Below are 24,405 nucleotides of genomic sequence, written 5' to 3'. Positions count from 1 at the left end.
TCGGCGAGCGGCCAGGGCGCCGGTACGCCCCGGGTGTCCACGCCGGGACGGCTCACCTGCGGCACAGCACTGTGAACCGCCCCCAATCTGTCGTCCCGTTGACGCGTCCCGCGCCGTCACCGCGGCCAGGGGCGACGAGCGCTGCCGCCACCTGTCGGCGAGCGGCCTGGACGCCGACATGCCGCGGGCGGGATCCGGCCGTCGTGGCGGGCGCGTGTGCCGGAGGCGGCCACGGGGCCGTGTCAGGGCCGCACCACGCCGCTGACCGACATCATGCCCACCGGGTCGTAGCGCACGTTCGCGCCGGGGTAGGGCGCGTGGACGACCTGGCCGCCGCCGACGTACAGGGCGACATGGCTGGCGTCCGAGCGGTAGACCACGATGTCGCCCGGCTGCGCCGCGGCGAGGGACACGCGCCGCCCGGCGCCCGCCTGGGCCTGGGACGTCCGCGGCAGGGCGACACCGGCGCGCGCCCAGGCCCACTGGACGAGCCCGGAGCAGTCGAAGGCGGACGGGCCCGCCTGCCCCCACCCGTACGGCAGGCCCACGGCCCCGACGGCGGCGGCCACCGCCGTGGCGGCCCGGCCGGACGCGGCGGGCGCGGCGGCGGCCTCACCCGGCGTGGCGGCGGGCACGGGGGCGGGGGCGCTGCGGCGGTCGCGCGCGGTGCGCGAGGCGCGGTCGGGGCGTTCCTCCCGCTGCGCGCGCTCCTCGCGCTCGGCACGCTCGCGGGCGGTCAGCCGCTCGTACTCGGCGCGCGCCTCGTCGAGGCGGCGCTGGACCGCTTCCTTGCGCTCCTCCAACGCCTGCTTCTGGGCGTCGAGTTCGGCGAGCCGGTCGTCCGCCTCCGCGCGTTCGCGGTCCAGCGTGCGCAGGGCGGCGAACAGGTCGCGCAGCTCGCCCGTGCGCCGGTCGCTGGCGCGCTGGAAGGCGCCGGCGCGCTCCAGGTACGACTCGGGGTCGTCGGAGAGCATCAGCGTCAGCGTCGGGTCGAGGCCGCCGACGCGGTAGTGCGCCGCCGCGGCGGTGCCGAGGACGCGGCGCAGGTCGTTGACCTCCTGCTGTCCGCGTGCGACGCGGTCGCGGCTGCGCTCCAGCTCGGTTTCGAGATCGTCGACCCGCTCGGCCGCGCCGTTGTACGCGTCGACGGCGCGCTCGGCCTCGGCGAACAGGCGGTCCACGGCACGGGCGGCCGACGCGCTGTCGGACGGCGGCCTGGCCGGGACGGCGAGGACGGGCCCCGCCGTGATGGCGGCCGCCGCGGTCGCGGCGGCGGACAGCGCGGTGACCCGTGCTGCGAGCATGGTGCGGGCGTGCGGGTGACGTCGGTGGGAGACCACTGCGGGCCGCGCTCCCTTCGGTGGGGACCAAAGCGGAGCAGAATGTAGCCCTGCGGACACGCGAGTCGGCGTCCGCGCGACACAGCGCGCGTCCGCCCCGGACGGCGCTCCCGCAGGTCACGCGGGGGGCGCTTGGGACACCGTTCCACGCCCCCACCACCCGCATGGCCGAGCCGGGCCGCGTCACGCGCCCGGCTCGGGAGGTGTGGGAGGACGCCCGGCGGGGTAACCCGGCGCGGGCCGCCCGCCGCGGCGGGTCAGGCGACGCGCACGCCGAACTGGAACGGCATCACGTTGAGGCCGATGTACTCGACGCTCTGCCCGGGACGCGGCGCGTGGACGACCTGGCCGTTGCCCGCGTACAGGCCGACGTGGTGGAGGTCGCCGTAGAAGAACACCAGGTCGCCGGGGGCGAGTTCGCTGGCCCCGAGGCGGGTGCCCGCCCCGGCCTGGGACTGCGACGTGCGCGGCAGCGCGACGCCGGCCTGCGCGTAGGCCCAGCTGGTGAGGCCCGAGCAGTCGAACGAACCGGGGCCTGAGGCGCCGAAGACGTACGGGGAGCCCAGCTTGCCGATCGCGTAGTTGAGCGCGGCCACCGCGTAGCCCGAGCCCTCGACGGGCGTGATGTCGCCGCGGGGCTCGGCGCGGGAGGCACGTTCGGCGGCGTCGCGTTCGGCGGCCTCCTGGGCGGCGATCTCGGCGCGCTGCTCCTCGCTGAGCTGGTTGAGGAGCGCCTGGGCCTCGCTGAGCTTGCCCTGGATGGTCTCCTTCTGGTCGCCCAGCTCGGAGCGCAGGGACTCCAGCTCGGCCAGCGCGTCGGCGGCCTCGGCGCGCTGCTGGTCCAGGACGCGCTGCTTGCCCTCGATGAGCTGGAGCGTCTCGGCCTGGCGGCCGCTGACCTGGTCGAGCGTGGACGCCCGGCTGAGGTACGCGTCCGGGTCGGAGGAGAGGAACAGCTGCACGGACGGGTCGAGCCCGCCGTTGCGGTACTGGGCGGCGGCGATGGAACCGAGGCTGCTGCGCAGCTCGTTCAGCTCGTCCTGGCCGCGGGCGGCGGAGTCCTGGAGGTCCTCGACGGCCGCCTCCAGCTCCTCCTCGCGCTCCTTGGCGCCGTTGTACTCCTCGGTGACGGCCTCGGCCTCCTCGTAGAGGCTGTCGACCTCGGCCTGGACCTCGTCGATGGTGGGCTGCGGGGCGGCCTGGGCGGAGGTCGCGGTGATGCCGACGGTGGCTGCAGCGGTGGCGGCGGCGCCGAAGAAGGTGACGCGGGCTCGGCTCGGCTGCTTGGGACGACGGTGGGACGCCACTGGGGCGAGCTCCTTCTTCCTCAGCCGCCTGCCGGGTGTGGGGGACGAGAACACCCCGGCCCGCGGCGAGCCGCGGATTCGGCGGTTCCTTCGCAGCCGCCCCGGATGGACGATCTACCGCGCGAAGGTTCGACGCCTGACCCTAGCGACAGGGGTTTACCAGGTTCAAATCCCCGTGGCCAGTTTTTACCCGACGAGCACGGCCCGCGTCCAATTCCCCACGCTCCGTGGGTGATCAGGGGCCGGAAACCGCCCCTCTCCGGCGCCAATCGTTCGAACAGCCCGAACCGGCCGAACGGGACGGATCGCCCACGCGCGTGCGCGCGGGCACGCGAACGCGCCGTACGGCGGCGGGAATCGGCGGCGCGCGGCGGGACCCGCCCGGCGGCACCGCCCAGTTGACACCGCCACGGCCGGGCGGCGTCCCGGCGTCCGGCAGCGTCCGCGGGCGCGCGGCCGCCCGTGCGCGCTCCGGCCGGCGGACGGGCGCCCGCCCCGGACAGAAGAAGGGGAAGGGCCGCCGTCAGGTCCTGGCGAGCCGCTTCAGCAACAGCACCGAGGCGACCGGCCGCGCCCCCGACCTGGCCACCCCGTCCGCCACCTCGCGGTCGGACGAGACGACCACCACCGGCCTGCCCGGCGGCTCGGCGCGCACCAGCCGCCTGATCAGCTCGTCCGCCGTCTCCCCCGGCTTGCTGAACAGCACCCGCACCCCGCGCGGCGGCGTGAGCAGCACCGGCGCGGCCAGCTCGGCGCCGTCGAAGACGCAGGTCATCTCGGCACCCGTCTGCGCGGCGAGCACCGCGAGCCCGCCCATCAGCCGCAGGCGCTGCTTCTCCAACGGCATCGTCGGATAGCCGGACTTGGTGACGTTGTAGCCGTCCACGACCAGGTGCGCCTGCGGCAGCGCGAGGAGCTGGTCGAGCAGCGCCGGGTCGTCGGCGGCCAGCGCCCGGTGGGCGATGTCCTGCGGATTCGGGTCGCCCGGCTCCACGGCCTCGACGGTCTGCGCCGGTTTCAGCCGGGTGGGCGGCAGCGCCAGTTCACGCCGCAGCCCCTGCGTGGCGTCCAAAACCGTGTCGAGCAGCAGCCGCAGCCGCATGTCCTCGATGCCGCGCCCCTCGCGGACCGCCTTGCGGCTCGACTCCAGCGCCGACTCCGCCTCGGCCAGCCGCGCCCGCAGCCGCCGCGCCTCGCTGTCGGACGCGGCGCGGGCCGTCGCCGCCTCCGCCCTGACGTCCTCCAGCTCGGCCCGCAGTTTCCGCAGCGCCGCCTCGCCGCGCCGCACGTCGCTCTGCGCGCTGCGCAGCTTGCGGTGCACGGCGTCCGTCTCCTTGCGCGCGGCCTCCAGTTCGGTCCGCAGCCGCTCCCCGTCCGTACGGGCGGCGGTGCGCGCCTGGGCCAGCTCCTCGCGCAGCCGCGCCAGTTCGCGCTCGCGCTCCTGCCCGACGCGTTCCTCCTGCGCGCGCTGCGCCTCCTCGCCCGCGGCGGCGACCAGCTTCGCCCACCCGGCGGGCCGCAGGACGAACGCGACGGCCGCCACCTCGACCGGGTCGGCCGCGGGCGGCGGGGTGCCGTGCTCGACGGCCTCGGCCAGCTCGGGGGCGGTCTGGGACAGCCGCGCCCCGACCCGCGCGCGGAAGACGGCGTCGCTCTCCAGGGCGGCGGCCATCGCGTTGCCGCCGAACCGCACGCGCCGCGACGGCGTGAACCGCGCGTACTGCCGCAGGGTGCCCGGCAGCTCGGCCGGTGTCAGCCCGCCGAACGCCTCGGCAGCGAGCGCGATGACACGGTGCCTGACACGTTCGGGCAGCGGGCGGTCCAGAGTCTCGGCCGGCTCGGCCGGTCCGGCGGACACGCCTGCCGCCCCGGGCCGTTCGTCACCCTCCCCACCCCGCGCCCCCTCTGTCGGTTCCGTCACCGCGCACACCGTCCGTCAGCCTGTCTGTCGTCCCCGTTCACCCTACGGCCTGGTAGCGGCCACGTCTGCCGCGGCGGGCTAAGGTGAAGCCTGCGTCACCGCGCCCGGCGCGCCGTCCGGCCACCCGCCGCACCGCCGGGACCCGCGCTCCCGCGCGCCGCACCCGCAGAGCAGGACCACCGCCGGAAGGGACCCATCCGTGATCACTTCGATCGTGCTGATCAAGACCAGTGTGGACCGCGTCCCCGAGGTCGCGGAGCGGATCGCCTCGCTCGACGGCGTCAGCGAGGTCTACTCCGTGACGGGGCCGCACGACCTGATCGCCATGGTGCGCGTGCGCAGCCACGAGGAGCTGGCCGAGGTCATCCCGGGGCGCATCAGCAAGGTCCCCGGTGTCGTCGCCACCGAGACGCACATCGCCTTCCGCACCTATTCGCAGCACGACCTGGAGGCCGCCTTCGCGATCGGCCTCGACGCCTAGGGCGCGTCTTCCGGATCTTCCCGGGGCCGCGCTGCCGGCTACGGCACCTCGCTGCGTTGTCGCATCGCGCGAGTACGACCGAGTACGAGCTGCGATGCTCCGCCTTGCGATGCACCGCATCCGACAACGCGGCCTGACCCGACAAGACCCGGAAGACGCGCCCTAGGTTCCGTCTCCGGAAGGGACGGACGAGTCCGCAGGTGCCCCGTCACCCGGTCCGAGAGGCCGGGTGACGGGGCACCGCGGTTTTCTGTATGCCGCCGCGTCAGGCGGTGGTGGCCGCGACCCAGCGCTCCAGCGTCGCCATGGCCGCGCCGCTGTCGATCGACTCCGCCGCGCGCGCGATGCCCTCGGCGAGCTGCTCCTCCAGCGGGACGTCCCGCGGGTTCAGGGCGGTCAGCGCGGCGGCGGCGTTCAGCAGGACGGCGTCCCGCACCGGGCCCGTCTCGCCGCCGAGCACCCGGCGCGCGACATCCGCGTTGAACGCCGCGTCCCCGCCCCGCAGCGCCTCCACCGGCACCAGGTCGATGCCCACGCTGCGCGGGTCGAACGACTGCTCCCGCACCTTCCCGTCCCGGACGACCCAGACGGTGGACGTGGCCGTCACCGTCAGCTCGTCCAGCCCGTCGTCACCCCGGAAGACCAGCGCGGAACTGCCGCGCTCGGCGAGCACGCCCGCCAGGATCGGCGCCATCCGCGCGTCCGCGACGCCCGTCGCCTGCGCGGTGACCCGGGCCGGATTGGTCAGCGGGCCGAGGAAGTTGAACGGGGTCGCGATGCCCAGCTCGCCCCGCGCCACCGCCACGTGCCGCAGCGCCGGGTGGAACTTGACGGCGAAGCAGAAGGTGATGCCCGCCTCGACCGCCACCTCGGCGACCCGCGCGGGCGTCAGGTCCAGGTTGACGCCGAGCTGCCCCAGTACGTCGGACGCACCGCTGGCGCTGGACGCCGCCCGGTTGCCGTGCTTGACGACGCGGGCGCCCGTACCGGCCACGACGACCGACGCCATGGTGGAGATGTTGACCGTACGGGCCCGGTCGCCGCCGGTGCCCACGATGTCCACGGTCGGGCCTGGCACCTCGATCAGGTTGGCGTGCTCGTACATGGCGCGGACGAGACCGGCGATCTCGTCCACCGTCTCGCCCTTGGCGCGCAGGGCGACGGCGAACCCGGCGATCTGCGCGTCGGTCGCCTCGCCCGCCATGATGCCGTTCATCGCCCAGGCGGCCTCGGCGGTGGTCAGGTCACGCCCGGCGACGAGGGTGCTCAGCACGTCCGGCCAGGTGCGCGCCGCCGCGTGGTCGCCTCCGGCGGGGATCACAGCGCTCATGGGAATCACTCCTGGCTCGGGTAGGCCGGCTTCTTCGGCCGGACTGCTTCTGCGGCTCGCCGGGCGTGCGCGGCCCGGGGCCGTGCCGAGCCTAGCCGAGCGCCGCGGCCCCCACCCGGAGAGGTGGGGGCCGCGGCGGCGAACGGGATGGAGCGGGCGGTCAGTGGTGTTCGTGACCGCTTGTGATCTCCTTGTACTCCTCGCGCGTCGGCTTGGGGATCTGCCCGTGGTCCCCGTAGTAGCCGCGGCTGACGCGGGCCCGCGCCCGCTCCAGCGGACCGACCTTGCGCCGCACGCCGTTCTCGTCGGTCTCGGGACCGATCTCGTACGGCTTGAGCTGGTCGTGCGCGGTGAGCGTGTACAGCTTGTCCTGCGGCAGCGGCTCGTGCACCTCGATGAACTCGCCGTGCGGCAGCCGCTTGATGATGCCGGTCTCCCGCCCGTGCAGCACCTTGTCGCGGTCGCGGCGCTGGAGTCCGAGGCAGATCCGGCGCGTGACGACGAACGCGATCGGCGGCAGCACGAAGAAGCCGATGCGGCAGAACCACGTGATCGCGTTGATCGACAGGTTGAAGTTCACGGCCCACACGTCGTTGCCACCGGCCAGCATGGTCACGCCGAAGGCGGTGAGCCACGCCATGCCGAAGGCGGTGCGGGTCGGGGCGTTGCGCGGCCGCTGCGCGATGTGGTGCTCGCGCGGGTCGCGGTTGACCCAGGCCTCGAAGAACGGGTACGCGCCGATCGCGACCAGCAGGCCGGGGAAGACCGCCAGCGGCACGAGCAGGCCGAAGTTCAGCGTGTAGCCGCCTGGCAGCACCCACTCCAGGCCCGGCATCATGCGCACCAGGCCCTCGGAGAAGCCTAGGTACCAGTCCGGCTGGGCGTCCGTGGACACCTGGTCCGGCCGGTAGGGGCCCATCACCCAGATCGGGTTGATCGTGACGGTCGCCGCGATGGCCGCGATGACGCCGAAGACCAGGAAGAAGAAGCCGCCGGCCTTGGCGATGTACACGGGCAGCAGCGGCGGGCCGACCACGTTCTCGTTGGTCCTGCCGGGCCCGGCGTAGTGCGTGTGCTTGTGGTACACGATCAGGATCAGGTGCGCGACCACCAGGCCCAGCATGATGCCGGGCAGCAGCAGGACGTGCGCGATGAAGAACCTGGGGATGATGTCGTGCCCCGGGAACTCCCCGCCGAAGATGAACATCTGGAGGTAGGTGCCCACGATCGGCACCGCCAGGATGGCGCCCTCCATGAACCGGATGCCGATGCCGGACAGCGCGTCGTCGGGCAGCGAGTAGCCGGTCAGACCGGTGAAGACCGCCAGGACCAGCAGCAGGAAGCCGAAGAGCCAGTTGATCTCACGCGGCTTGCGGAACGCGCCGGTGAAGAACACGCGGAACATGTGGCAGAAGATGCCCACCACGAAGATCAGCGCGGCCCAGTGGTGGATCTGCCGGACCAGCAGGCCGCCGCGGACCTCGAAGTTGATGTCCAGGGCGGAGGCGTACGCCTCCGTCATCATGATGCCCTGCATCGGCTTGAACGGGCCGTGGTACTCGACCTCGGCCATGCTCGGCACGAAGAAGAGCGTCAGGTACACGCCGGTCAGGATGATGATGATGAAGCTGTAGAGGCAGATCTCGCCCAGCAGGAACGACCAGTGGTCGGGGAAGATCTTCCGCATGTTGGCCTTGGCGAGGCTGTAGATGCCCAGCCTGCCGTCGGCCCAGTCCGCGACGCGTTCGCCCGCGGGTGCCTTGGTCCCCCGCCGCGGCGCGTCCGCCGTCTTCGGGGCGTCCGTCGCCGTACTCATCCGCGCTCCCAGAAACTCGGGCCGGTGGGCTCGTCGAAGTCGCCGAGCGCTTCGAGGTACCCGTCGTCGTTCACAGTGATACGCAGCTGCGGCAGCGGGTGGCCTGCCGGGCCGAAGAGGACCCGGGCGCCGTCCGAGAGGTCGAACGTGGACTGGTGACAGGGGCACAGCGCGTGGTGGGTCTGCTGCTCGTACAGCGTCGCCGGGCAGCCGATGTGCGTGCAGATCTTCGAGTAGCACAGGATGCCCTCGTGACCCCAGTCCGCCGACTTCCTGTCCTTGATGTCGTCGGGCTGGAGGCGGACCAGCATGACCGCGGCCTTCGCGATCTCCACGTGGAAGTCCTCGTCGTGCGGGCTCATCCCCTCGGGCATCGCCTGGGTGAGCGAGCCGACGGTGATGTCCTCGGGACGCAGCGGCTGCAGGGTGGACTCGTTGATGATCAGCGAGCCCTTCTTCCACTTGGTGTGCCGCAGCTTGTCGTGCGGCAGCGGGCCGAGGTCGCGCAGCAGCACCACGCCGGCCAGCGGGACGACGGCGACCGCGCCGAGCATCGTGTTGCGGACCAGCTTGCGGCGGCCGAACTGCGACTCGGCGGCGCCCTTGCGGAACTCCGCGAAGACCTCCGCGCGGACCTCGGGCGTTGCCTCGATCGGGTGGCGCTCGTCGACCAGCTCCTCGTCGCCCATCAGGGTGCGCGCCCAGTGGACGGCGCCCGCGCCGATGCAGAAGAGGGCGAGGCCGAGAGTCAGGCCGAGGGCGAAGTTCAGCCCGCTGACGTGGCCGACCGGCCAGATGTACACGATCCGGTCGATCGGGATGGCGACGTACGCGGCGATGAAGCCGATCGTCGCCAGGATCGAGACCGTGAACAGGAGGGCGACCGTGCGCTCGGACCGCTTGGCGGCCCGCTCGTCGATGTCCTGCCTGCGGTACTCGTGCGCCGGGAGGCCGGGGTCGGCGAACGGGTCGTCCGCCGGGGTCAGCGCGCCGTCCTTCCGGTGCTCCGGGAGGTTCTCGTCCTCGGCGCCGTGCTGCGATTCGGGTTCGTCGTGGCTACTCATGACTTCCTGGCCTTCGTGCTCCGGGCGCCGATCCAGACGGCCACGGCGATGAGGGCGCCGATGCCGATCGTCCAGGCGAACAGACCCTCACCGACCGGGCCGTAGCCACCGAGCGAGAAGCCGCCGGGCTGCGGGGAGTCCGAGGTGTTGACCTCGTCGAGCCAGGCGATGATGTCCCGCTTGTCCTGCTCGGTGAGCGTGGTGTTCGGGAAGGAGGGCATGTTCTGCGGGCCGGTGAGCATGGCCTCGTAGATGTGGCGGGGTTCCACGTTGTGGAGGTTGGGTGCTTCCTTGCCGTGCGTCAGCGCACCGCCCTCGCCGGTGAAGTTGTGGCACTGCGAGCAGTTCGAGCGGAAGAGCTCGCCGCCGCGTGCCACGTCACCGTCGGCGGGGTCGTACGCGGAGGCCTCGGGGACGGCGGGGCCCGGGCCGAGGGAGGCGATGTAGGCGGCGAGCTGGTCGATCTCGGCCTGCGTGTACACGCCCGGCTTGACCGCGGCCTGCGGGCCCGGCTGCTGGAGCGGCATGCGGCCGGTGGCGACCTGGAAGTCGACGGCCGCCGCGCCGACGCCCACCAGGGACGGGCCGTCGCTGCTGCCCTGCCCGTTGCTGCCGTGGCAGCTGGAGCAGCCGACGTCGTACAGCTGCTTGCCCTCCTCGATGGCAAGGGACTGGGCCGAGTTGTCGGCCTGCGCCTCACCCGCGGGAGCGAACGCGGCGTACAGCCCCCCTGTGGCCGCCAGCGCGAGGAGGAGGACGACGAGCGCCGCCAGCGGATGGCGCCGTCGTGCGGAGAGCTTTTTCACGGATTACCCCGGTATCAGGATCTTCTGCGTCGGTGCTGATGGGTCGGGCATGCGGACGTGCGGTGAGGCAACGGCGACCGACGCCTACTGGATCAGGTAGATGGTGGCGAAGAGGCCGATCCACACGACGTCCACGAAGTGCCAGTAGTACGACACGACGATCGCCGTGGTGGCCTGTTCGTGCGTGAACCGCCGGGCCGCGTAGGTCCTGCCGAGGACGAGGAGGAACGCGATCAGGCCGCCGAGGACGTGCAGGCCGTGGAACCCGGTGGTGAGGTAGAACGCCGAGCCGTAGGGGTCGGAGGAGATCGAGATGCCCTCGTGCTTCACCAGCTCGGTGTACTCCGTCACCTGGCCGCCGATGAAGATCGCGCCCATGACGAAAGTGATCACGAACCAGCCGCGGAGCTTCTTGACGTCGCCGCGTTCCGCCGCGAACACGCCCAGCTGGCAGGTCAGGGAGGAGAGCACCAGGATCGTGGTGTTCCCCAGCGAGAACGGGATGTTCAGCGCATCCGCCTTCTCGCTCCAGAAGTCAGCCCCCATCACCGACCGCAGGGTGAAGTACATCGCGAAGAGGGCCGCGAAGAACATCAGCTCGGAACTCAGCCAGATGACCGTTCCGACGCTGGTGACGTTCGGTCGGTTGACCGAGGGGGTCGCGTGCCCTGTTTCTACTGCTGTTGCTGTCGCCACGCCCGTCATTATGTCGGTCGCCGTTCCGGCGTCTGTCTCGGGGGTGGGGTTCGGTGTGTCCACGGAGTAGCATCCGCGCAACGGAACCCACGCGACCCGCGGAGGAACGATGGGACGCACCGCCACGGTGCTGGTGTACAGCGACGACGTGAACACCCGCGAGCAGGTGCGGCTCGCGGCGGGCCGCCGTCCGGCCGCCGACCTTCCGGAGATCGAGTACGTCGAGTGCGCCACGCTCCCGGCCGTGCTGACGGAACTGGAGAAGGGCGGCATCGACCTGTGCGTCCTGGACGGCGAGACGGCGCCCGCCGGAGGCATGGGCGTGTGCAGGCAGATCAAGGACGAGATCTTCGCGTGCCCGCCGGTGCTGCTGCTGATCGGCCGCCCGCAGGATGCCTGGCTGGCCACCTGGAGCCGCGCGGAGGCGGCCGTGCCTCACCCGATCGACCCCGTGGATCTCGCCGCCGGGCTGACGTCGCTGCTCCGTACGGCCCTGCCCGCCGCCCGCGTCTGACGGGCGCGCCGGCGCCTCGTCCCGCACAGCACTCAGCGGCGCCCTCGGGCGCCGCTGACGGGGCCGGTGCCGCGGGCACCGGTCCGTCCGTGGGTGCGGGTGCGTGGAGTCCGGGACGGGGAGGGGGACGGGCTCAGACGGCGGGGCTCAGGCGGCTCTCGGCGGGCTTGCCGTTGCCGCTCTCCGCGTCGCGCCGCTCCGTCGTGGTGCTCTTGGCCCCCTTCTCGCGCTTCTCGCCGCCGTCCGCCGCGTCCTGGAGGGCGCTGCCGGCCAGCCACTCGTCCCAGCTGAGGTTCCAGTCGCCGAAGCCGTTGCCGAACGGCGCCATGTCCTCGCCGAAGCCGTTGACGTGCTCGACGATGTCGCCCGGCTTGACGAGTTCGTAGAACCACTGGGCGTTCTCGGTGCTCAGGCCGGTGCAGCCGTGGCTGACGTTGGCCGAGCCCTGCGAGCCGACCGACCAGGGCGCGCCGTGCACGTACTCGCCGCTCCACGTCAGCCGTGCGGCCCAGTAGACCGGCAGGTCGTACGAGTCGGCGGAGCCCGCCGGGATGCCGATGCTGGTGCCGGTCATCCGGACGTACTGCTCGCGGCCGAGGACGACCTTCTTGCCGTTGCGGGTGGCGAAGCCCTCCTTGCCCGTGGTGATGGGGACGGTCTTCACCTCCTCGCCGTTGACGGAGACCGTCATGTGGTGCGAGCTGATGTCGGCGACGGCCTCCACGCGGTCGCCCGTCGTCAGCTTGAGCCGCTTGCCCTCGCCGCCGCGCAGGTTCTTCCGTATCGGCAGGCCGTCGAGCCGCGAGGTGACGGTGACGGTGGCGTTGGACGGCCAGTACTCCTGGGGTCTGTAGTGCAGTTCCTTGTCCTCCACCCAGTGCCAGGAGCCCTCGACGGCGGGCTCGGAGGTGACGGTCAGGGCGGCCTCCACGACGGCGCGCTCGGCCGGGTCGCTGACGGCCTCGCTGAGCGTGGCGGTGAGCGGCTGCCCGACGCCGTAGGTGCCCGCGTCGGGGCCGAACGTGACGTCGAGGCGCTGCGCGTCCGACTCGCGGGTGCGGAACGTGTGGACGCCGCGGCCGGGTGAGCCGCTGCCGTTCTCCGTGCTCACCTTGACGGTGTACTCGGCACCGGCGGCCAGGGGCGTGGTGCTGCGCCAGCCCCGGCCGTCGGCGGTGAGTTCGCCGGTGAGCGTGCGGCCGTCGCCGTCGGTGGCGACCACGTCGGTGATCCGCGAGCCCGAGCCCTTGGCGGTGATGTCCAGGGGGGCGTCGGGATCGACCTCGGCACCGTCGCGTTTCCCGGCGGTGCCGAAGGAGAGCTGTCCGGCGGCGTCGTACGCCTCGCCGGCCAGGGGCTTCGCGCCGCCACCGCACGCGGTGAGCCCGGCCATCAGCGGGGCCAGTATGAGGGCGCAGCCGAGCTGTATCCGAGTTTTCTGACTCATGACCACACCGTAAGGACGCTCACCCGAGGGGGCACGCTGAGTGACTGCATACGGGTGGGGCGGGTGCGCGGCGGGGTGGCGGAACGCGGAACGGGTGGCCCGCGCGGTATGTGCGCGGACCACCCGTCCGGGTGTCGTGGGGCCGTCAGGCCGCCGTCACTGGTTCTGGTTCTCGCCCCGGTAGTACTCGTAGACCCACAGCCACAGGCCCACGAGGAGCAGCGGCGCGGTGAAGTAGAGCAGCCACCAGCCGAAGACCGGGGACATGAAGGCGAACAGACCGCCGGCGGCCAGGGCCAGCGGCGCCCAGCTGTGCGGGCTGAAGAAGCCGACCTCGCCGGCGTCGTCCGCGACGTCGGCCTCCTTGTTGTCCTGGGCTCCGGCGTCCACCCGGCGGGCGGTGAAGACCAGGTAGAAGCCGATCATGGCGCTCAGCGCGAAGGCCAGGAAGAGGCCGGTGGTGCCGACCGGCTCCTTGGACCACACGCCGTAGACGACCGCCACGGCCAGCATGAAGACCGCGAGCCAGCTGAAGAGGTGTCCCTGGATTCTCACTGGCCGGCCTCCTTGCCGGTGATGGCCTCCAGCTCGTGCCTGGCGTCGTTCTCCAGCGAGTCGAGCGCCGAGACCTCGGGGTGGTGCAGGTCGAAGGCGGGCGACTCGGAGCGGATCTTGGGCAGGGTGATGAAGTTGTGCCGCGGCGGGGGCGACGAGGTCGCCCACTCCAGCGAACGGCCGTAGCCCCACGGGTCGTCGGTGTTGACCGGCTCGCCGTACTTCCAGGTCTTCCAGATGTTGTAGAAGAACGGCAGCATCGACAGGCCGAGCAGGAACGAGCTGATGGTGGAGATCGTGTTCAGCGCGGTGAAGCCGTCCGCCGCGAGGTAGTCCGCGTACCGGCGCGGCATGCCCTCGGCGCCCAGCCAGTGCTGGACGAGGAACGTGCCGTGGAAGCCGATGAACAGCGTCCAGAACGTGATCTTGCCGAGCCGTTCGTCCAGCATCTTGCCGGTCCACTTGGGCCACCAGAAATGGAATCCGGCGAACATCGCGAACACGACCGTGCCGAATACCACGTAGTGGAAGTGGGCCACCACGAAATAGCTGTCGGAGACGGCGAAGTCGAGCGGCGGAGAGGCCAGGATGACACCGGTCAGACCACCGAAGAGGAAGGTGATCAGGAATCCGATGGACCAGAGCATCGGTGTCTCGAAACTCAGTGATCCCTTCCACATCGTGCCGATCCAGTTGAAGAACTTCACACCGGTCGGTACCGCGATGAGGAATGTCATGAAGGAGAAGAACGGCAGCAGCACCGCGCCCGTCACGTACATGTGGTGGGCCCACACCGTCACCGAGAGGCCGGCGATGGTGATGGTCGCGGCGACCAGGCCGATGTAGCCGAAGATCGGCTTGCGGCTGAACACCGGGATGACTTCGGAGATGATGCCGAAGAACGGCAGGGCGATGATGTACACCTCTGGATGGCCGAAGAACCAGAAGAGGTGTTGCCACAGGATCGCGCCGCCGTTGGCCGCGTCGAAGATATGGGCCCCGAAGGTCCTGTCGGCCTCCAGGGCGAAGAGCGCGGCGGCCAGCACCGGGAAGGCGAGCAGGACGAGCACACCGGTCAGCAGGACGTTCCAGGTGAAGATCGGCATCCGGAACATCGTCATGCCGGGGGCGCGCATGCAGATGATGGTGGTGATGAAGTTGACCGAGCCCAGGATGGTGCCGAAGCCGGAGAACGCCAGGCCCATGATCCACATGTCGGACCCGAGTCCTGGCGATCTGATCGCGTCGGACAGCGGCGAGTAGGCGAACCAGCCGAACCCGGCCGCGCCCTGGGGGGTCAGGAAGCCGCCGACGGCGAGCAGGCTGCCGAAGAGGTACAGCCAGTACGCGAACATGTTCAGCCGCGGGAACGCCACGTCGGGCGCGCCGATCTGCAGCGGCATGATCCAGTTCGCGAAGCCGGAGAACAGCGGTGTCGCGAACATCAGCAGCATCACCGTGCCGTGCATGGTGAAGAGCTGGTTGAACTGCTCCTTCGAGACCAGCTGCATGCCCGGCCTGGCCAGCTCGGCGCGCATGACGAGCGCCATGATGCCGCCGAAGATGAAGAAGGCGAACGAGGTGATCAGGTACATCGACCCGATCGTCTTGTGGTCGGTGGTCGTCAGCCACTTGATCACGGTGGCGCCGGGCTTCTTCGGCCGCGCGGCCGGTGGCGGCGCCGCCACGGTGTCGGCCGCCTGCCGTTCTTCGAGGATACTCACGATCGCCCCTCGTTGGTCTCGGCGTTGCGGGCCGCATCGGTCTGCTCGATACCGGCCGGCAGGTAGCCGGTCTGTCCCTCGTCCGCCAGGCTCTGGAGGTAGTCGTCGTACTCCTCGCGGGAGACGACCCTGACGTTGAAGAGCATGCTGGAATGGTCGACACCGCACAGTTCGGCGCACTTGCCCCGGAAGGTGCCCTCACGGGTCGGGGTGACCTCGAACCTGTTGGTGTGGCCCGGGATGGCGTCCATCTTCATCAGGAACGGCAGCACCCAGAAGGAGTGGTTGACGTCCCGTGAGGTGATGATGAACTGGGTCGGCTCGTCCACCGGCAGGACCAGGGTCGGGCCCGGGTCGCCGGTCTCCGGGTCGTGGTCGGCCGGGGTGCCGGCCTCGAACACGCCGTCCGCGTTCTCCGGGAAGCTCTCCTTGTACCGGTCCGGGATGGACTCCAGCTCGGGGGCGTCCTCGGCGTACTCGTCGCTGACACCGACGGGCTGGATGTAGTTGAACCCCCAGCTCCACTGGTAACCGACGACGTTCACCACGTTCGGCGGGTTGTCGGAGGTCTTCAGCAGTTCCGTCTGGTCGCGCGCGGTGAAGTAGAACAGCACCGAGACGATGATCAGCGGGACGAGCGTGTACAGCGCCTCGATGGGGAGGTTGTACCGGTTCTGCGGAGGGACTTCGACCTTGGTCCGCGAACGGCGGTGGAAGAACACGCTCCACAGGATCAAGCCCCAGACCAGCACGCCCGTGGCGAGCGCGGCGGCCCATGAACCCTGCCAGAGGGACAGGATGCGCGGCGCCTCCTCCGTCACGGGGGTGGGCATGCCGAGGCGGGGGAAGTCCTCGGATGTGCAACCTGTGGCGGTTGCCAGGACCAGGCCCGCAAGGAGCGCCTGCGGCAGAATCCTCCGCCGCATCGGGCGCCGCGACGAGCGGTCGGAGCCGTTGGGACTCACGTAGCGCCTTCCCGGGAGTCTCGCCCATGGTCCGGGCTGCCTTCGCACGGAGCGGGGGCCGGCCCTGACACGGGCAGGGGTTTGGATGTTTATGCGGAGCAAACCCTACTGGACGCTTCCTGGCGCCACGCGGGGAGGGTGCGCTAGGCCGTGTCGTCCGGATCCTGCCGGGCCCGCGCCGCCGGCCACCGCACCTCGCCGCGTTGCCGAATCACCCGAGTACGCCCGGTACGCGTGGCGATCCGGCGCCGTGCGGTGCACGGCGTCCGACGACGCGGGCCGATCCGACAGGATCCGGACGACACGGCCTGCGCGCCGGAAGGGGCCGCGCATGGCGGCGGGCGGCGGCGGGGGGCGTCGCGTCAGGGGTTAGCGTTCCTGACGTGCCCTATTTCGACGCCGCCTCCTCGCTGCCGCCGCACCGGATCGCGCGGGAGGCCTACCTCGCCGCGCTGGACGACGGCTGGGCCGATCCCGGCCGCCTGCACCGCGAGGGCCGCAGGGCCAGGCTGCTGCTCGACGCCGCGCGGGAGACGGCGGCGGAGGAGGTCGGGTGCCGCCCGGACGAGCTGGTGTTCACCCCTTCGGGAACGCGCGCGCTGCACACCGGTGTCGCGGGCGCGCTGGCGGGCCGCGCGCGGGTGAGCCGGCGGCTGCTCGTCTCCGCGGTCGAACATTCGGCCGTACTGCATGCGGCGCAGGCGCACGCGGACGCGGGCGGTGTCGTACGGGAGATCGGGGTGGACCGCGCGGGACGGGTCGCGCCGGACGCGGTCGCCGAGGCGCTCGACGAGGGTCCCGGCGCGGCGCTGGTGTGCGTGCAGAGCGCCAACCACGAGGTGGGGACGCGGCAGCCGGTAGCGGAGGTGGCGGACGTGTGCCGGGCGCGCGGTGTGCCGCTGCTGGTGGACGCGGCGCAGTCGCTGGGCTGGGAGAAGCCGGCCGGGGACTGGTCGCTGCTCGCGGCGAGCGCGCACAAGTGGGGCGGGCCCGGCGGCGTGGGGTTGCTCGTGGTGCGCAAAGGGGCGCGTTTCGCGCCGCGCGCGCCGGTGGACGAGCGGGAGTCGGGGCGTGCGCCCGGCTTCGAGAACATCCCGGCGATCGTCGCGGCGGCGGCGTCGCTGCGCGCGGTGCGGGCGGAGGCGGCGGCCGAGGGGGCGCGGCTCGCGGCGCTCGTGGACCGGATCAGGGACGAGGTGCCGCGCCTGGTCCCCGACGTGGCGGTGGTGGGCGACCCGGTGCACCGGCTGCCGCACATCGTCACGTTCTCCTGCCTCTACGCGGACGGCGAGGCCCTGCTGCACGCGCTGGACCGCGCGGGCTTCTCCGTGTCGTCCGGCTCCTCGTGCACGTCGAGCACGCTGACGCCCAGCCATGTCCTCGTGGCGATGGGCGTGCTGTCGGAGGGCAACGTGCGGGTGTCCCTGCCGCCGGGGACGGCGGAGGAGGAAGTGGCGCGCTTCCTCGCCGTGCTGCCGGACGCGGTGGCCGGGGTACGGGCCGCGCTGGCGCCGCCGGACGCGGTGCCGGGCGGGGACGGTGAGGGGAACGGGCCGGGGTCGCTCACGCTGGACGCCCTCGGGAAGCTCTGCCCCCTGCCCGTGATCGACCTGGCCCGCGAGATCGGCCGCGTCCCGGTGGGCGGCACCGTCACCGTCCTGGCCGACGACCCGGCGGCGCGCCTGGACATCCCCGCGTGGTGCGCCATGCGGGGTCACACCTTCGTGGACGAGCGGCCCAACCCCGCCGGGCCCGGGACGGCCTACCGGGTGCGGCGCGACGGCTGAGCCGGGGCGCCGCGCGCGGCTCAGACGGCCAGGTGGGCGCGCACCTCGGCGGCGGCGTCGTCGCCGTACGCCTTGGTGAACCGCTCCATGAAGGCGTCGCGCGCCAGCGTGTACTCCTGCGTGCCGACGGTCTCGATGACCAGCGTGGCGACCATGCAGCCGACCTGCGCGGCGCGTTCGAGCGAGACGCCCCAGACCAGGCCCGCGAGGAAGCCCGCGCGGAAGCCGTCGCCGACGCCGGTCGGGTCCGCCTTCACCCGCTCCTCGGCACAGCCGACCTCGATGGGCGGCTGCCCGGCGCGCTCGATGCGGACGCCGCGCGCGCCCAGGGTGGTGACGCGGGTGCCGACGCGGGCGAGGACGTCGTCGGCGCTCCAGCCGGTCTTGGTCTCGATGAGCGCCTTCTCGTACTCGTTGTGGAAGAGGTACGCGGCGCCCTCGGTGAGACTCCGGATCTCCTCGCCCTCCATGCGGGCGAGCTGCTGGGAGAAGTCGGCGGCGAACGGGATGCCGCGCGTACGGCACTCCTCGGAGTGGCGCAGCATCGCCTCGGGGTCGTCCGCGCCGATGTGGACGAGGTCCAGGGGGCCGGTGCGGTCGGCGACGGTCTGGAGTTCGATGAGCCGGGCCTCGCTCATGGCGCCGGTGTAGAAGGAGCCGATCTGGTTGTGGTCGGCGTCGGTGGTGCAGACGAACCTGGCGGTGTGCAGGAGTTCGGAGATGCGGACGGAGCCGGTGTCCACGCCGTGCCGGTCGAGCCAGGCGCGGTACTCGTCGAAGTCCTGGCCCGCCGCGCCGACCAGGATGGGCGCGGCGCCGAGCTGGCCCATGCCGTAGCAGATGTTCGCGCCGACGCCGCCGCGCCGCACGTCGAGGGAGTCGACGAGGAAGGAGAGGGAGACGGTGTGCAGCTGGTCCCCGACGAGCTGATCGACGAACCGGCCGGGGAACGTCATCAGATGGTCGTGGGCGATCGAGCCCGAAACGGCGATTCGCACGGCGGCTTGGCTCCCTGGGAGACGGCGGCGGAAAGCCCCCAGGCTACCGGCAGGGAACCGATCACGGTCGCGTGCCGTCCAATCGGCGTACGTGGAGCGGTACTTCCGAGAGCACGAGGAGCGATGGCCGTGGCTGAGGACGAGACACCCGGGTCCCAGGAGGCCCCTGTGCCCCAGAAGGAGACGGCGTCCGAGGCGGGCGGGCGCGCCGGGCGCCGCCGGTGGATCGTGGCGGCCGGGGTGGCCGTGGCCACCGCGGCGGTCGCGGGCGGGGCCTATCTCGCCGTGGGCACGGCGGGCGAGGCCGAGCCAGGCGGCGGCCTGCTCGCCGAGGACGGGACCCCGGCGCTGCTGCTCGACGGGACGGGCGCCTGGACCGCCGGCGCGTCGGAGGCGGCGCCCGCGCCGGACATCGCGCTCATGCCGCTGGAGCTGACGGCGGACGGTCCGCTGCCCGACGGCCCCGACCGGGCGACCGTGCACCGCTTCGAGGCGGACGTCCCCGAGGAGTCCGCCGCCGGGCTCGCCGCCGCGCTGGGCGTCGAGGGCCCGCTGCGGGAGAGCGCCGGGGCGTGGACGGCGAGCGGCCCGGACGCGGACGGCGGGACGCTGACCGTCCAGCAGGCGGCGCCGGGCGGCTGGAGCTACGGCGGCGGCGTGAGCGCGGCGTCCCCGGACACGCCCGTCGAGCGTGACCTGACCGAGCAGCTGCCGTCGGGCGGTGTGCCGGACGAGGACGAGGCCAGGGAGGCGGTCGCCCCGCTGCTGGCGGCGCTGGGGCTCGCGGACGCGGAGGACGCGCGGGTGGACGCCTCGCGGACGGCCGGTGACGTGCGGCTCGTCCAGGTGGTCCCGCTGGTGGACGGCCTGCCGGTGAGCGGCATGGAGACGACGGCGCACGTCGCGGCGGGCGGCGCGGTCGTGGCGGCGTACGGCTCGCTGGCCACGCCGGTCGCGGCCGAGGAGCGGGCGGCGGTCGGCGCCGAGGAGGCGCTGGACGAGTGGAACGCGGCGCTGCCCGAGGACGGTGCCGCCTGGGGGATCGAGCCCTGCGCGCCGGTGGAGACCGCGCTGCCGGACCCGGAGGCGGTGCCCGGCGCGGAGACGGGCGGGGGCGGCGGCGAGATCGCCGTGCTGCCGTGCGCGCCCGAGGGCCCCGAGGTGCCGGGTGAACCGCTGCCGGTGACGGCGGAGTTCGGTCTCGCGCTGCACTACTCGGACGAGGAGCCGGTGCTCGTGCCGTCGTGGCTGTTCCGTCCGGCGGACGTGGCGGCGGGCGACCCGTATCCCGCGCAGCAGCCGGCGGTGGCGTACGAGTACGCGCCGGTGGACGGGAACGGCGCGGGTGACGAGGCCGACAGCTCGGACAGCGGGAACGGCTCGGACAGCGGCGACAGCTCGGACAGCAGCCCCGGCGAGGCCCCGGCCGATCCGGGGAGCGGCGAGGAGGCGCCTGAGACGGGCATGTCGGTGGCGCCCTACGACGAGGGCGACCGCACGCTGACCCTGCGCTTCTGGGGCGGGGTGTGCGACGAGTACGCGGGCGTGGCCGAGGAGTCCGCGGACGGCGTGACGCTCGGCGTCGAGGCGGAGGGGCGGCCCACCGGGGAGAACTGCATCCTGGTCGCCGAGGAGCAGACGGTCGAGGTCGCGCTGGACGCGCCGGTGGGCGACCGTCCCGTGCTGGCCGAGGACGGCTCGGAGCTGCCCGTGCGGTGAGCGCGTGGGGTGGTCACCGCCCGGGTGGTCCGGGCATGACGGAGGCGGCGGTCCCTGGGGGGGGCCGCCGCCTCGGTCGTCCAGCCGGACGTGCTCAGCTGAAGGAGTCGCCGCAGGCGCAGGAGCCGGTGGCGTTGGGGTTGTCGATCGTGAAGCCCTGCTTCTCGATGGTGTCCACGAAGTCGATGGACGCGCCGCCGAGGTAGGGGGCGCTCATGCGGTCGGTGACGACCTTGACGCCGTCGTAGTCCTTCACGACGTCGCCGTCGAGGGACCGCTCGTCGAAGAACAGCTGGTAGCGCAGGCCGGAGCACCCTCCGGGCTGGACCGCGACACGGAGCGCGAGGTCGTCGCGCCCCTCCTGGTCAAGGAGGCCCCTGACCTTGTCCACGGCCGCGTCGGAAAGGATGATGCCGTCGCTCACGGCGGCCTTTTCCGTAACGGACATCTGCGTCTCTCCCGGGTACTCGTTCGGAATGCACTGGCAGCGGACCGGAACAGCGGTCCTTCCGGATTTATTCCCACCGCCCGTTGCTGGGCTTGCGGACGTCTCTTCTCCCTTCATGCTCGCACACCGGGCGGCGGCCGGGCAGGGCGGCGGGAGGCGAGTGACGCAATCGGCATCGTCAGACTGACGCGAAGAGGGTTATCATCCATTGTGTCAGTACGACGAAAAGGGCGGCTGACTCTCCGGCCCGCCCACCGCCACGACCACGAGAAAGAAGGGTGGGTGCCGTGACCACCGCCCAGAGCCTGGACGTCAAGCCCTCTCCCCTGGCGCTGCTGCTCCTCGGCCGGGGGGCCGACCCGGCGAGCGAGCGCGGCGTGGACTGTCCGGGCGACCTCCCGGCGGCCTCCGACCCCGACCTGGTGGAACGCGCCCGCGCCGCGAAGGAACGGCTCGGTGAGCGCGTGTTCGTGCTCGGTCACCACTACCAGCGCGACGAGGTGATCCAGTTCGCCGACGTGACGGGCGACTCGTTCAAGCTGGCCCGTGACGCGGCGGCCCGCCCGCAGGCGGAGTACATCGTCTTCTGCGGCGTGCACTTCATGGCCGAGTCCGCCGACATCCTCACCTCCGACGCGCAGCAGGTCGTCCTGCCCGACCTCGCGGCCGGCTGCTCGATGGCCGACATGGCGAGCGCCGAGCAGGTCGCCGACGCGTGGGACGCGCTGACCGAGGCGGGCGTCGCGGACGCGACCGTGCCCGTCACGTACATGAACTCCTCGGCCGACATCAAGGCGTTCACCGGCCGCCACGGCGGGACGGTCTGCACGTCCTCCAACGCGAAGCGCGCCCTGGAGTGGGCCTTCGCGCAGCGCGCCGACGGCGAGGGCAAGGTCCTCTTCCTCCCCGACCAGCACCTCGGCCGCAACACCGCCGTCCGCGACCTGGGCATGTCGCTCGACGACTGCGTCGTGTGGAACCCGCACAAGCCGAACGGCGGCCTCACCCCCGACGCGCTGCGCCGCGCCCGCATGATCCTGTGGCGCGGCCACTGCTCGGTGCACGGCCGCTTCTCCCTCGAATCGGTGAACGAGGTGCGCGAGCGTGTCCCGGGCGTGACGGTGATGGTGCACCCGGAGTGCCGGCACGAGGTCGTGGCCGCCGCCGACCGGGTGGGCTCCACCGAGCACATCATCGCCGCGCTGGAGGCGGCGCCCCCCGGCAGCCGCTGGGCCATCGGGACGGAGCTGAACCTCGTCCGCCGCCTGGCGAACCGTTTCGCCCCCGAGGGCAAGGAAGTCGTCTTCCTCGACCGCACCGTCTGCTTCTGCTCCACCATGAACCGCATCGACCTCCCCCACCTCGTCTGGGCCCTGGAATCCCTCGCGGACGGCAAGGTCGTGGGCCGCATCCAGGTGGACGCCGAGACCGAGCACTACGCCAAGCTCGCACTGGAGCGCATGCTCGCCCTGCCGTGACACGCGGGCCGCCGGACGGTGTGGCGGACACGCCGTCCGGCGGGCAGGATCGGCCCATGCTGCTGCGCCGTGTCCGGGACACCCGCGAGGACGCCGATGCCGTACGCGCCGTGGCGGCGGCGGCCGGGGAGGACGGCGGCGCGGCCTGGCCGGCCGCCAGGACGGCGTGGCACCAGCGCGTCACCCGGCACTTCGCCGCCACCGACCCGGAGGGCTGCTGGCTCGCCGAGGACGCGGCGGGCCGCCCGGTCGGCGCCGCGCTCGCCGGGCGCCGCGACACGCTCTGGAGCCTGACGCTGCTCGCGGTCGTCCCCGAGGCGCGCGAGAAGGGCGTCGGCAGCGAACTGCTGCGCCGCAGCATGGCGTACGCCCGGGGCGCCCTGCGCGGCATGGTCTGCGCCGGGACGCACCCCATCGCCGTACGGGTCTTCCGCCGCGCCGGGTTCGCGCTGCACCCGCTGATGCGGATGACCGGGCCGGTGGACGCGTCGCGGCTGACGGTCCCCGACGGCCCCGCGATCGAGGGCGGCGCGGTGCACCGCGACCTGATGGACTCGGTGGACCGGCGGCTGCGCGGCAGCGCCCACGGCCCCGACCACGAGGAACTGCTGCGGCACTGCCGCGTCGTGGTCGCGGACGACCTGGCGGGCAGCGGCTACTGCTACCTGGACGGCGAGGGCGGCGTCGAGCTGCTGGCGGCGACGTCGCGGCGCATCGCCGTGCGGCTGCTGGCGTCCGCGCTGCACAGCCTCCCGCCGGGCGCCACCGCAACCATCCCCCGGCTGACGGCCGAGCAGGAGTGGGCCGTGGACGTGGGCCTGGCGGCCGGGCTCTCCCTGCACACCGGTGGCTTCCTGTGCCTGCGCGGCATGCGCCCGCCCCGCCCGTACATCCCCTCGGCGGCCTTCCTCTGAGGGGCAGCTTGCCGGACCGGCAAGGTTCCTGGGCGGGCGCGGCGGTGGTCGCGCAGGATCGTGCCGAGCCGTCCGACACCCCTGGGAGCGCCGATGCCGCAGCACGCGCAGCCGATCCACCGCCTGGTCCCGTCCCCGGCGGGCCGCGTCCACCTGGCCGAGCAGGGAAGCGGGCCACTGGTGCTGCTGCTGCACGGTTTCCCGGAGTCCTGGTACTCCTGGCGGCACCAGCTGCCCGTCCTGGCCGCCGCCGGGTACCGCGCCGTGGCGGTGGACGTGCGGGGGTACGGGCGTTCCTCCCGTCCGGCCGGCGACGCCGCGTACCGCATGGCCGAGCTGGTGGAGGACGCCACCGCCGTCGTCCACGCCCTGGGCGAGCGGACCGCCGTGGCGGTCGGCCACGACTGGGGCGCGGGCATCGCCGCCCACGCCGCCCTCCTGCGGCCCGACGTGTTCCGGGCGGTCGGCATGCTGAGCGTGCCGTACGCGCCGCGCGGCGGGCCGCGCCCGAGCGAGGCGTTCGCCGCGATGGCCGGGAACGGCGGCGACGAGTTCTACGTGTCGTACTTCCAGGAGCCGGGCCGCGCCGAGGCCGAGATCGAGCCGGACGTGCGCGGCTGGCTCGCCGGCTTCTACGCGGCGCTCTCCGCCGACTCGATGCCCGCCGCCGACGCCCCCGACCCGCACTTCGTGTCCCCGGGCGGGACGCTGCGCGACCGGTTCCCGGCCGGACGGCTGCCCGCGTGGCTGAGCGAGGACGATCTCGACGTCTACGCCGGGGAGTTCGAGCGCACCGGCCTGCGCGGGGCGCTGGCGCGCTACCGGAACATGGACCGCGACTGGGAGGACCTCGCCCCCTGGGACGGCGCGCCGATCACGCAGCCGTCCCTGTTCATCGGCGGCACCCGCGACGCGTCGACGATGTGGCTCGCGGACGCGATCGACGCCTTCCCCGTGACGCTGCCGGGCCTCGTGTCCTCGCACCTGCTGGAGGGCTGCGGCCACTGGGTCCAGCAGGAGCGCCCCGGCGAGGTCGGCCGCCTGCTGACGTCCTGGCTGGCCGCCCTGCCCGCCGCCTGAGCGGGAACGGAACGG

General features: G+C 72.8%; 21 protein-coding genes. 7 read left to right on the top strand and 14 right to left on the bottom strand.

What is annotated here, in order from left to right; translation table 11 throughout:
- Nucleotides 1-242 precede the first annotated feature (242 nt).
- The 3 genes from ACIBPC_RS05450 to ACIBPC_RS05440 form a co-directional block, all read right to left on the bottom strand.
- Nucleotides 243-1,304: an NlpC/P60 family protein gene (locus ACIBPC_RS05450; protein WP_398841450.1), complete on the bottom strand. Its 1,062-nt coding sequence runs from the start codon at nucleotides 1,302-1,304 to the stop codon at nucleotides 243-245.
- Nucleotides 1,305-1,597: 293 nt separating this feature from the next.
- The gene (locus ACIBPC_RS05445; protein WP_362963351.1) at nucleotides 1,598-2,647 is read right to left on the bottom strand and encodes an NlpC/P60 family protein; all 1,050 of its coding nucleotides are present in this window, start codon (nucleotides 2,645-2,647) and stop codon (nucleotides 1,598-1,600) included.
- A gap of 523 nt (nucleotides 2,648-3,170) precedes the next feature.
- Nucleotides 3,171-4,568: an NYN domain-containing protein gene (locus ACIBPC_RS05440; protein ID WP_398841448.1), complete on the bottom strand. Its 1,398-nt coding sequence runs from the start codon at nucleotides 4,566-4,568 to the stop codon at nucleotides 3,171-3,173.
- 199 nt (nucleotides 4,569-4,767) lie between these two features.
- Here ACIBPC_RS05440 and ACIBPC_RS05435 point away from each other — a divergent pair, with 199 nt between their 5' ends.
- Nucleotides 4,768-5,049, top strand: a complete 282-nt coding sequence (locus ACIBPC_RS05435) for an Lrp/AsnC family transcriptional regulator (protein WP_398841446.1) — start codon at nucleotides 4,768-4,770, stop codon at nucleotides 5,047-5,049.
- A 265-nt stretch (nucleotides 5,050-5,314) separates the two neighbouring features.
- On the opposite strand, the gene trpD is transcribed toward ACIBPC_RS05435, so the two are convergent.
- From trpD to ACIBPC_RS05410, 5 genes are all read right to left on the bottom strand, one after another.
- Nucleotides 5,315-6,379, bottom strand: a complete 1,065-nt coding sequence (gene trpD, locus ACIBPC_RS05430) for an anthranilate phosphoribosyltransferase (RefSeq protein WP_398841444.1) — start codon at nucleotides 6,377-6,379, stop codon at nucleotides 5,315-5,317.
- Between the two features lie 160 nt (nucleotides 6,380-6,539).
- Nucleotides 6,540-8,195 (bottom strand): cytochrome bc complex cytochrome b subunit, encoded by a 1,656-nt coding sequence (locus ACIBPC_RS05425; RefSeq protein WP_398841442.1) that lies wholly within the window; start codon nucleotides 8,193-8,195, stop codon nucleotides 6,540-6,542.
- A complete protein-coding gene (locus ACIBPC_RS05420) occupies nucleotides 8,192-9,259 on the bottom strand; it encodes a Rieske 2Fe-2S domain-containing protein (protein ID WP_398841440.1) in 1,068 nt (355 codons plus the stop codon). The genes ACIBPC_RS05425 and ACIBPC_RS05420 overlap by 4 nt, the downstream gene beginning before the upstream one ends.
- Nucleotides 9,256-10,065: a cytochrome c gene (locus ACIBPC_RS05415; RefSeq protein ID WP_362963363.1), complete on the bottom strand. Its 810-nt coding sequence runs from the start codon at nucleotides 10,063-10,065 to the stop codon at nucleotides 9,256-9,258. Before ACIBPC_RS05415 ends, ACIBPC_RS05420 begins: the two co-directional genes overlap by 4 nt.
- An 84-nt stretch (nucleotides 10,066-10,149) precedes the next feature.
- Nucleotides 10,150-10,770, bottom strand: coding sequence for a heme-copper oxidase subunit III (locus ACIBPC_RS05410; protein WP_362963383.1), 621 nt, complete (start codon nucleotides 10,768-10,770; stop codon nucleotides 10,150-10,152).
- 100 nt (nucleotides 10,771-10,870) lie between these two features.
- On the opposite strand from ACIBPC_RS05410, the gene ACIBPC_RS05405 reads away from it, so the two are divergent.
- The gene (locus ACIBPC_RS05405) at nucleotides 10,871-11,275 is read left to right on the top strand and encodes a hypothetical protein (RefSeq protein ID WP_362963365.1); all 405 of its coding nucleotides are present in this window, start codon (nucleotides 10,871-10,873) and stop codon (nucleotides 11,273-11,275) included.
- A gap of 133 nt (nucleotides 11,276-11,408) precedes the next feature.
- On the opposite strand, the gene ACIBPC_RS05400 is transcribed toward ACIBPC_RS05405, so the two are convergent.
- From ACIBPC_RS05400 to coxB, 4 genes are all read right to left on the bottom strand, one after another.
- Nucleotides 11,409-12,722 (bottom strand): Ig-like domain-containing protein, encoded by a 1,314-nt coding sequence (locus ACIBPC_RS05400; RefSeq protein WP_398841439.1) that lies wholly within the window; start codon nucleotides 12,720-12,722, stop codon nucleotides 11,409-11,411.
- Nucleotides 12,723-12,878: 156 nt separating this feature from the next.
- The gene (locus tag ACIBPC_RS05395; RefSeq protein ID WP_398841437.1) at nucleotides 12,879-13,277 is read right to left on the bottom strand and encodes a cytochrome c oxidase subunit 4; all 399 of its coding nucleotides are present in this window, start codon (nucleotides 13,275-13,277) and stop codon (nucleotides 12,879-12,881) included.
- Nucleotides 13,274-15,001: a cytochrome c oxidase subunit I gene (gene ctaD, locus ACIBPC_RS05390; RefSeq protein ID WP_398841435.1), complete on the bottom strand. Its 1,728-nt coding sequence runs from the start codon at nucleotides 14,999-15,001 to the stop codon at nucleotides 13,274-13,276. Before ctaD ends, ACIBPC_RS05395 begins: the two co-directional genes overlap by 4 nt.
- Complete coding sequence (gene coxB, locus ACIBPC_RS05385) at nucleotides 14,998-15,966, bottom strand: cytochrome c oxidase subunit II (RefSeq protein ID WP_398841433.1); 969 nt, start codon at nucleotides 15,964-15,966, stop codon at nucleotides 14,998-15,000. Before coxB ends, ctaD begins: the two co-directional genes overlap by 4 nt.
- A 383-nt stretch (nucleotides 15,967-16,349) precedes the next feature.
- Here coxB and ACIBPC_RS05380 point away from each other — a divergent pair, with 383 nt between their 5' ends.
- Nucleotides 16,350-17,753, top strand: coding sequence for a cysteine desulfurase/sulfurtransferase TusA family protein (locus ACIBPC_RS05380; protein WP_398841432.1), 1,404 nt, complete (start codon nucleotides 16,350-16,352; stop codon nucleotides 17,751-17,753).
- 20 nt (nucleotides 17,754-17,773) lie between these two features.
- Here ACIBPC_RS05380 and ACIBPC_RS05375 read toward each other — a convergent pair whose 3' ends face one another.
- Nucleotides 17,774-18,751 (bottom strand): carbohydrate kinase family protein, encoded by a 978-nt coding sequence (locus ACIBPC_RS05375; RefSeq protein WP_362963394.1) that lies wholly within the window; start codon nucleotides 18,749-18,751, stop codon nucleotides 17,774-17,776.
- 129 nt (nucleotides 18,752-18,880) lie between these two features.
- Here ACIBPC_RS05375 and ACIBPC_RS05370 point away from each other — a divergent pair, with 129 nt between their 5' ends.
- Complete coding sequence (locus ACIBPC_RS05370) at nucleotides 18,881-20,470, top strand: hypothetical protein (protein WP_398841430.1); 1,590 nt, start codon at nucleotides 18,881-18,883, stop codon at nucleotides 20,468-20,470.
- A gap of 94 nt (nucleotides 20,471-20,564) precedes the next feature.
- On the opposite strand, the gene ACIBPC_RS05365 is transcribed toward ACIBPC_RS05370, so the two are convergent.
- Nucleotides 20,565-20,918, bottom strand: a complete 354-nt coding sequence (locus ACIBPC_RS05365) for an iron-sulfur cluster assembly accessory protein (protein ID WP_362963398.1) — start codon at nucleotides 20,916-20,918, stop codon at nucleotides 20,565-20,567.
- A gap of 287 nt (nucleotides 20,919-21,205) precedes the next feature.
- Here ACIBPC_RS05365 and nadA point away from each other — a divergent pair, with 287 nt between their 5' ends.
- The 3 genes from nadA (at nucleotide 21,206) to ACIBPC_RS05350 (ending at nucleotide 24,390) form a co-directional block, all read left to right on the top strand.
- Nucleotides 21,206-22,396, top strand: a complete 1,191-nt coding sequence (nadA, locus tag ACIBPC_RS05360; protein WP_362963400.1) for a quinolinate synthase NadA — start codon at nucleotides 21,206-21,208, stop codon at nucleotides 22,394-22,396.
- A gap of 56 nt (nucleotides 22,397-22,452) precedes the next feature.
- Nucleotides 22,453-23,310 carry a GNAT family N-acetyltransferase gene (locus ACIBPC_RS05355; RefSeq protein WP_398841428.1) on the top strand — a complete coding sequence of 286 codons (858 nt, stop codon included), beginning with the start codon at nucleotides 22,453-22,455 and terminating at the stop codon, nucleotides 23,308-23,310.
- Nucleotides 23,311-23,403: 93 nt separating this feature from the next.
- A complete protein-coding gene (locus tag ACIBPC_RS05350) occupies nucleotides 23,404-24,390 on the top strand; it encodes an alpha/beta fold hydrolase (RefSeq protein ID WP_398841427.1) in 987 nt (328 codons plus the stop codon).
- Nucleotides 24,391-24,405 lie beyond the last annotated feature (15 nt).

The organism is Streptomyces sp. NPDC049879, assembly GCF_044461265.1.
Classification (GTDB): Bacteria; Actinomycetota; Actinomycetes; order Streptomycetales; family Streptomycetaceae; genus Streptomyces.
Note: the sequence above shows the minus strand (reverse complement) of the source record. Positions and strands in the feature narration are given on the sequence as shown.

What these genes read in the sequence shown, in the direction of transcription:
- ACIBPC_RS05400 (WP_398841439.1), bottom strand. Translation starts at nt 12,722, where the DNA reads ATGAGTCAGAAAACTCGGATACAGCTCGGCTGCGCCCTCATACTGGCC.
- ACIBPC_RS05355 (WP_398841428.1), top strand. Translation starts at nt 22,453, where the DNA reads ATGCTGCTGCGCCGTGTCCGGGACACCCGCGAGGACGCCGATGCCGTA.
- ACIBPC_RS05350 (WP_398841427.1), top strand. Translation starts at nt 23,404, where the DNA reads ATGCCGCAGCACGCGCAGCCGATCCACCGCCTGGTCCCGTCCCCGGCG.
- ACIBPC_RS05425 (WP_398841442.1), bottom strand. Translation starts at nt 8,195, where the DNA reads ATGAGTACGGCGACGGACGCCCCGAAGACGGCGGACGCGCCGCGGCGG.
- ACIBPC_RS05405 (WP_362963365.1), top strand. Translation starts at nt 10,871, where the DNA reads ATGGGACGCACCGCCACGGTGCTGGTGTACAGCGACGACGTGAACACC.
- ACIBPC_RS05450 (WP_398841450.1), bottom strand. Translation starts at nt 1,304, where the DNA reads ATGCTCGCAGCACGGGTCACCGCGCTGTCCGCCGCCGCGACCGCGGCG.
- ACIBPC_RS05365 (WP_362963398.1), bottom strand. Translation starts at nt 20,918, where the DNA reads ATGTCCGTTACGGAAAAGGCCGCCGTGAGCGACGGCATCATCCTTTCC.
- trpD (WP_398841444.1), bottom strand. Translation starts at nt 6,379, where the DNA reads ATGAGCGCTGTGATCCCCGCCGGAGGCGACCACGCGGCGGCGCGCACC.
- ACIBPC_RS05410 (WP_362963383.1), bottom strand. Translation starts at nt 10,770, where the DNA reads ATGACGGGCGTGGCGACAGCAACAGCAGTAGAAACAGGGCACGCGACC.
- ACIBPC_RS05420 (WP_398841440.1), bottom strand. Translation starts at nt 9,259, where the DNA reads ATGAGTAGCCACGACGAACCCGAATCGCAGCACGGCGCCGAGGACGAG.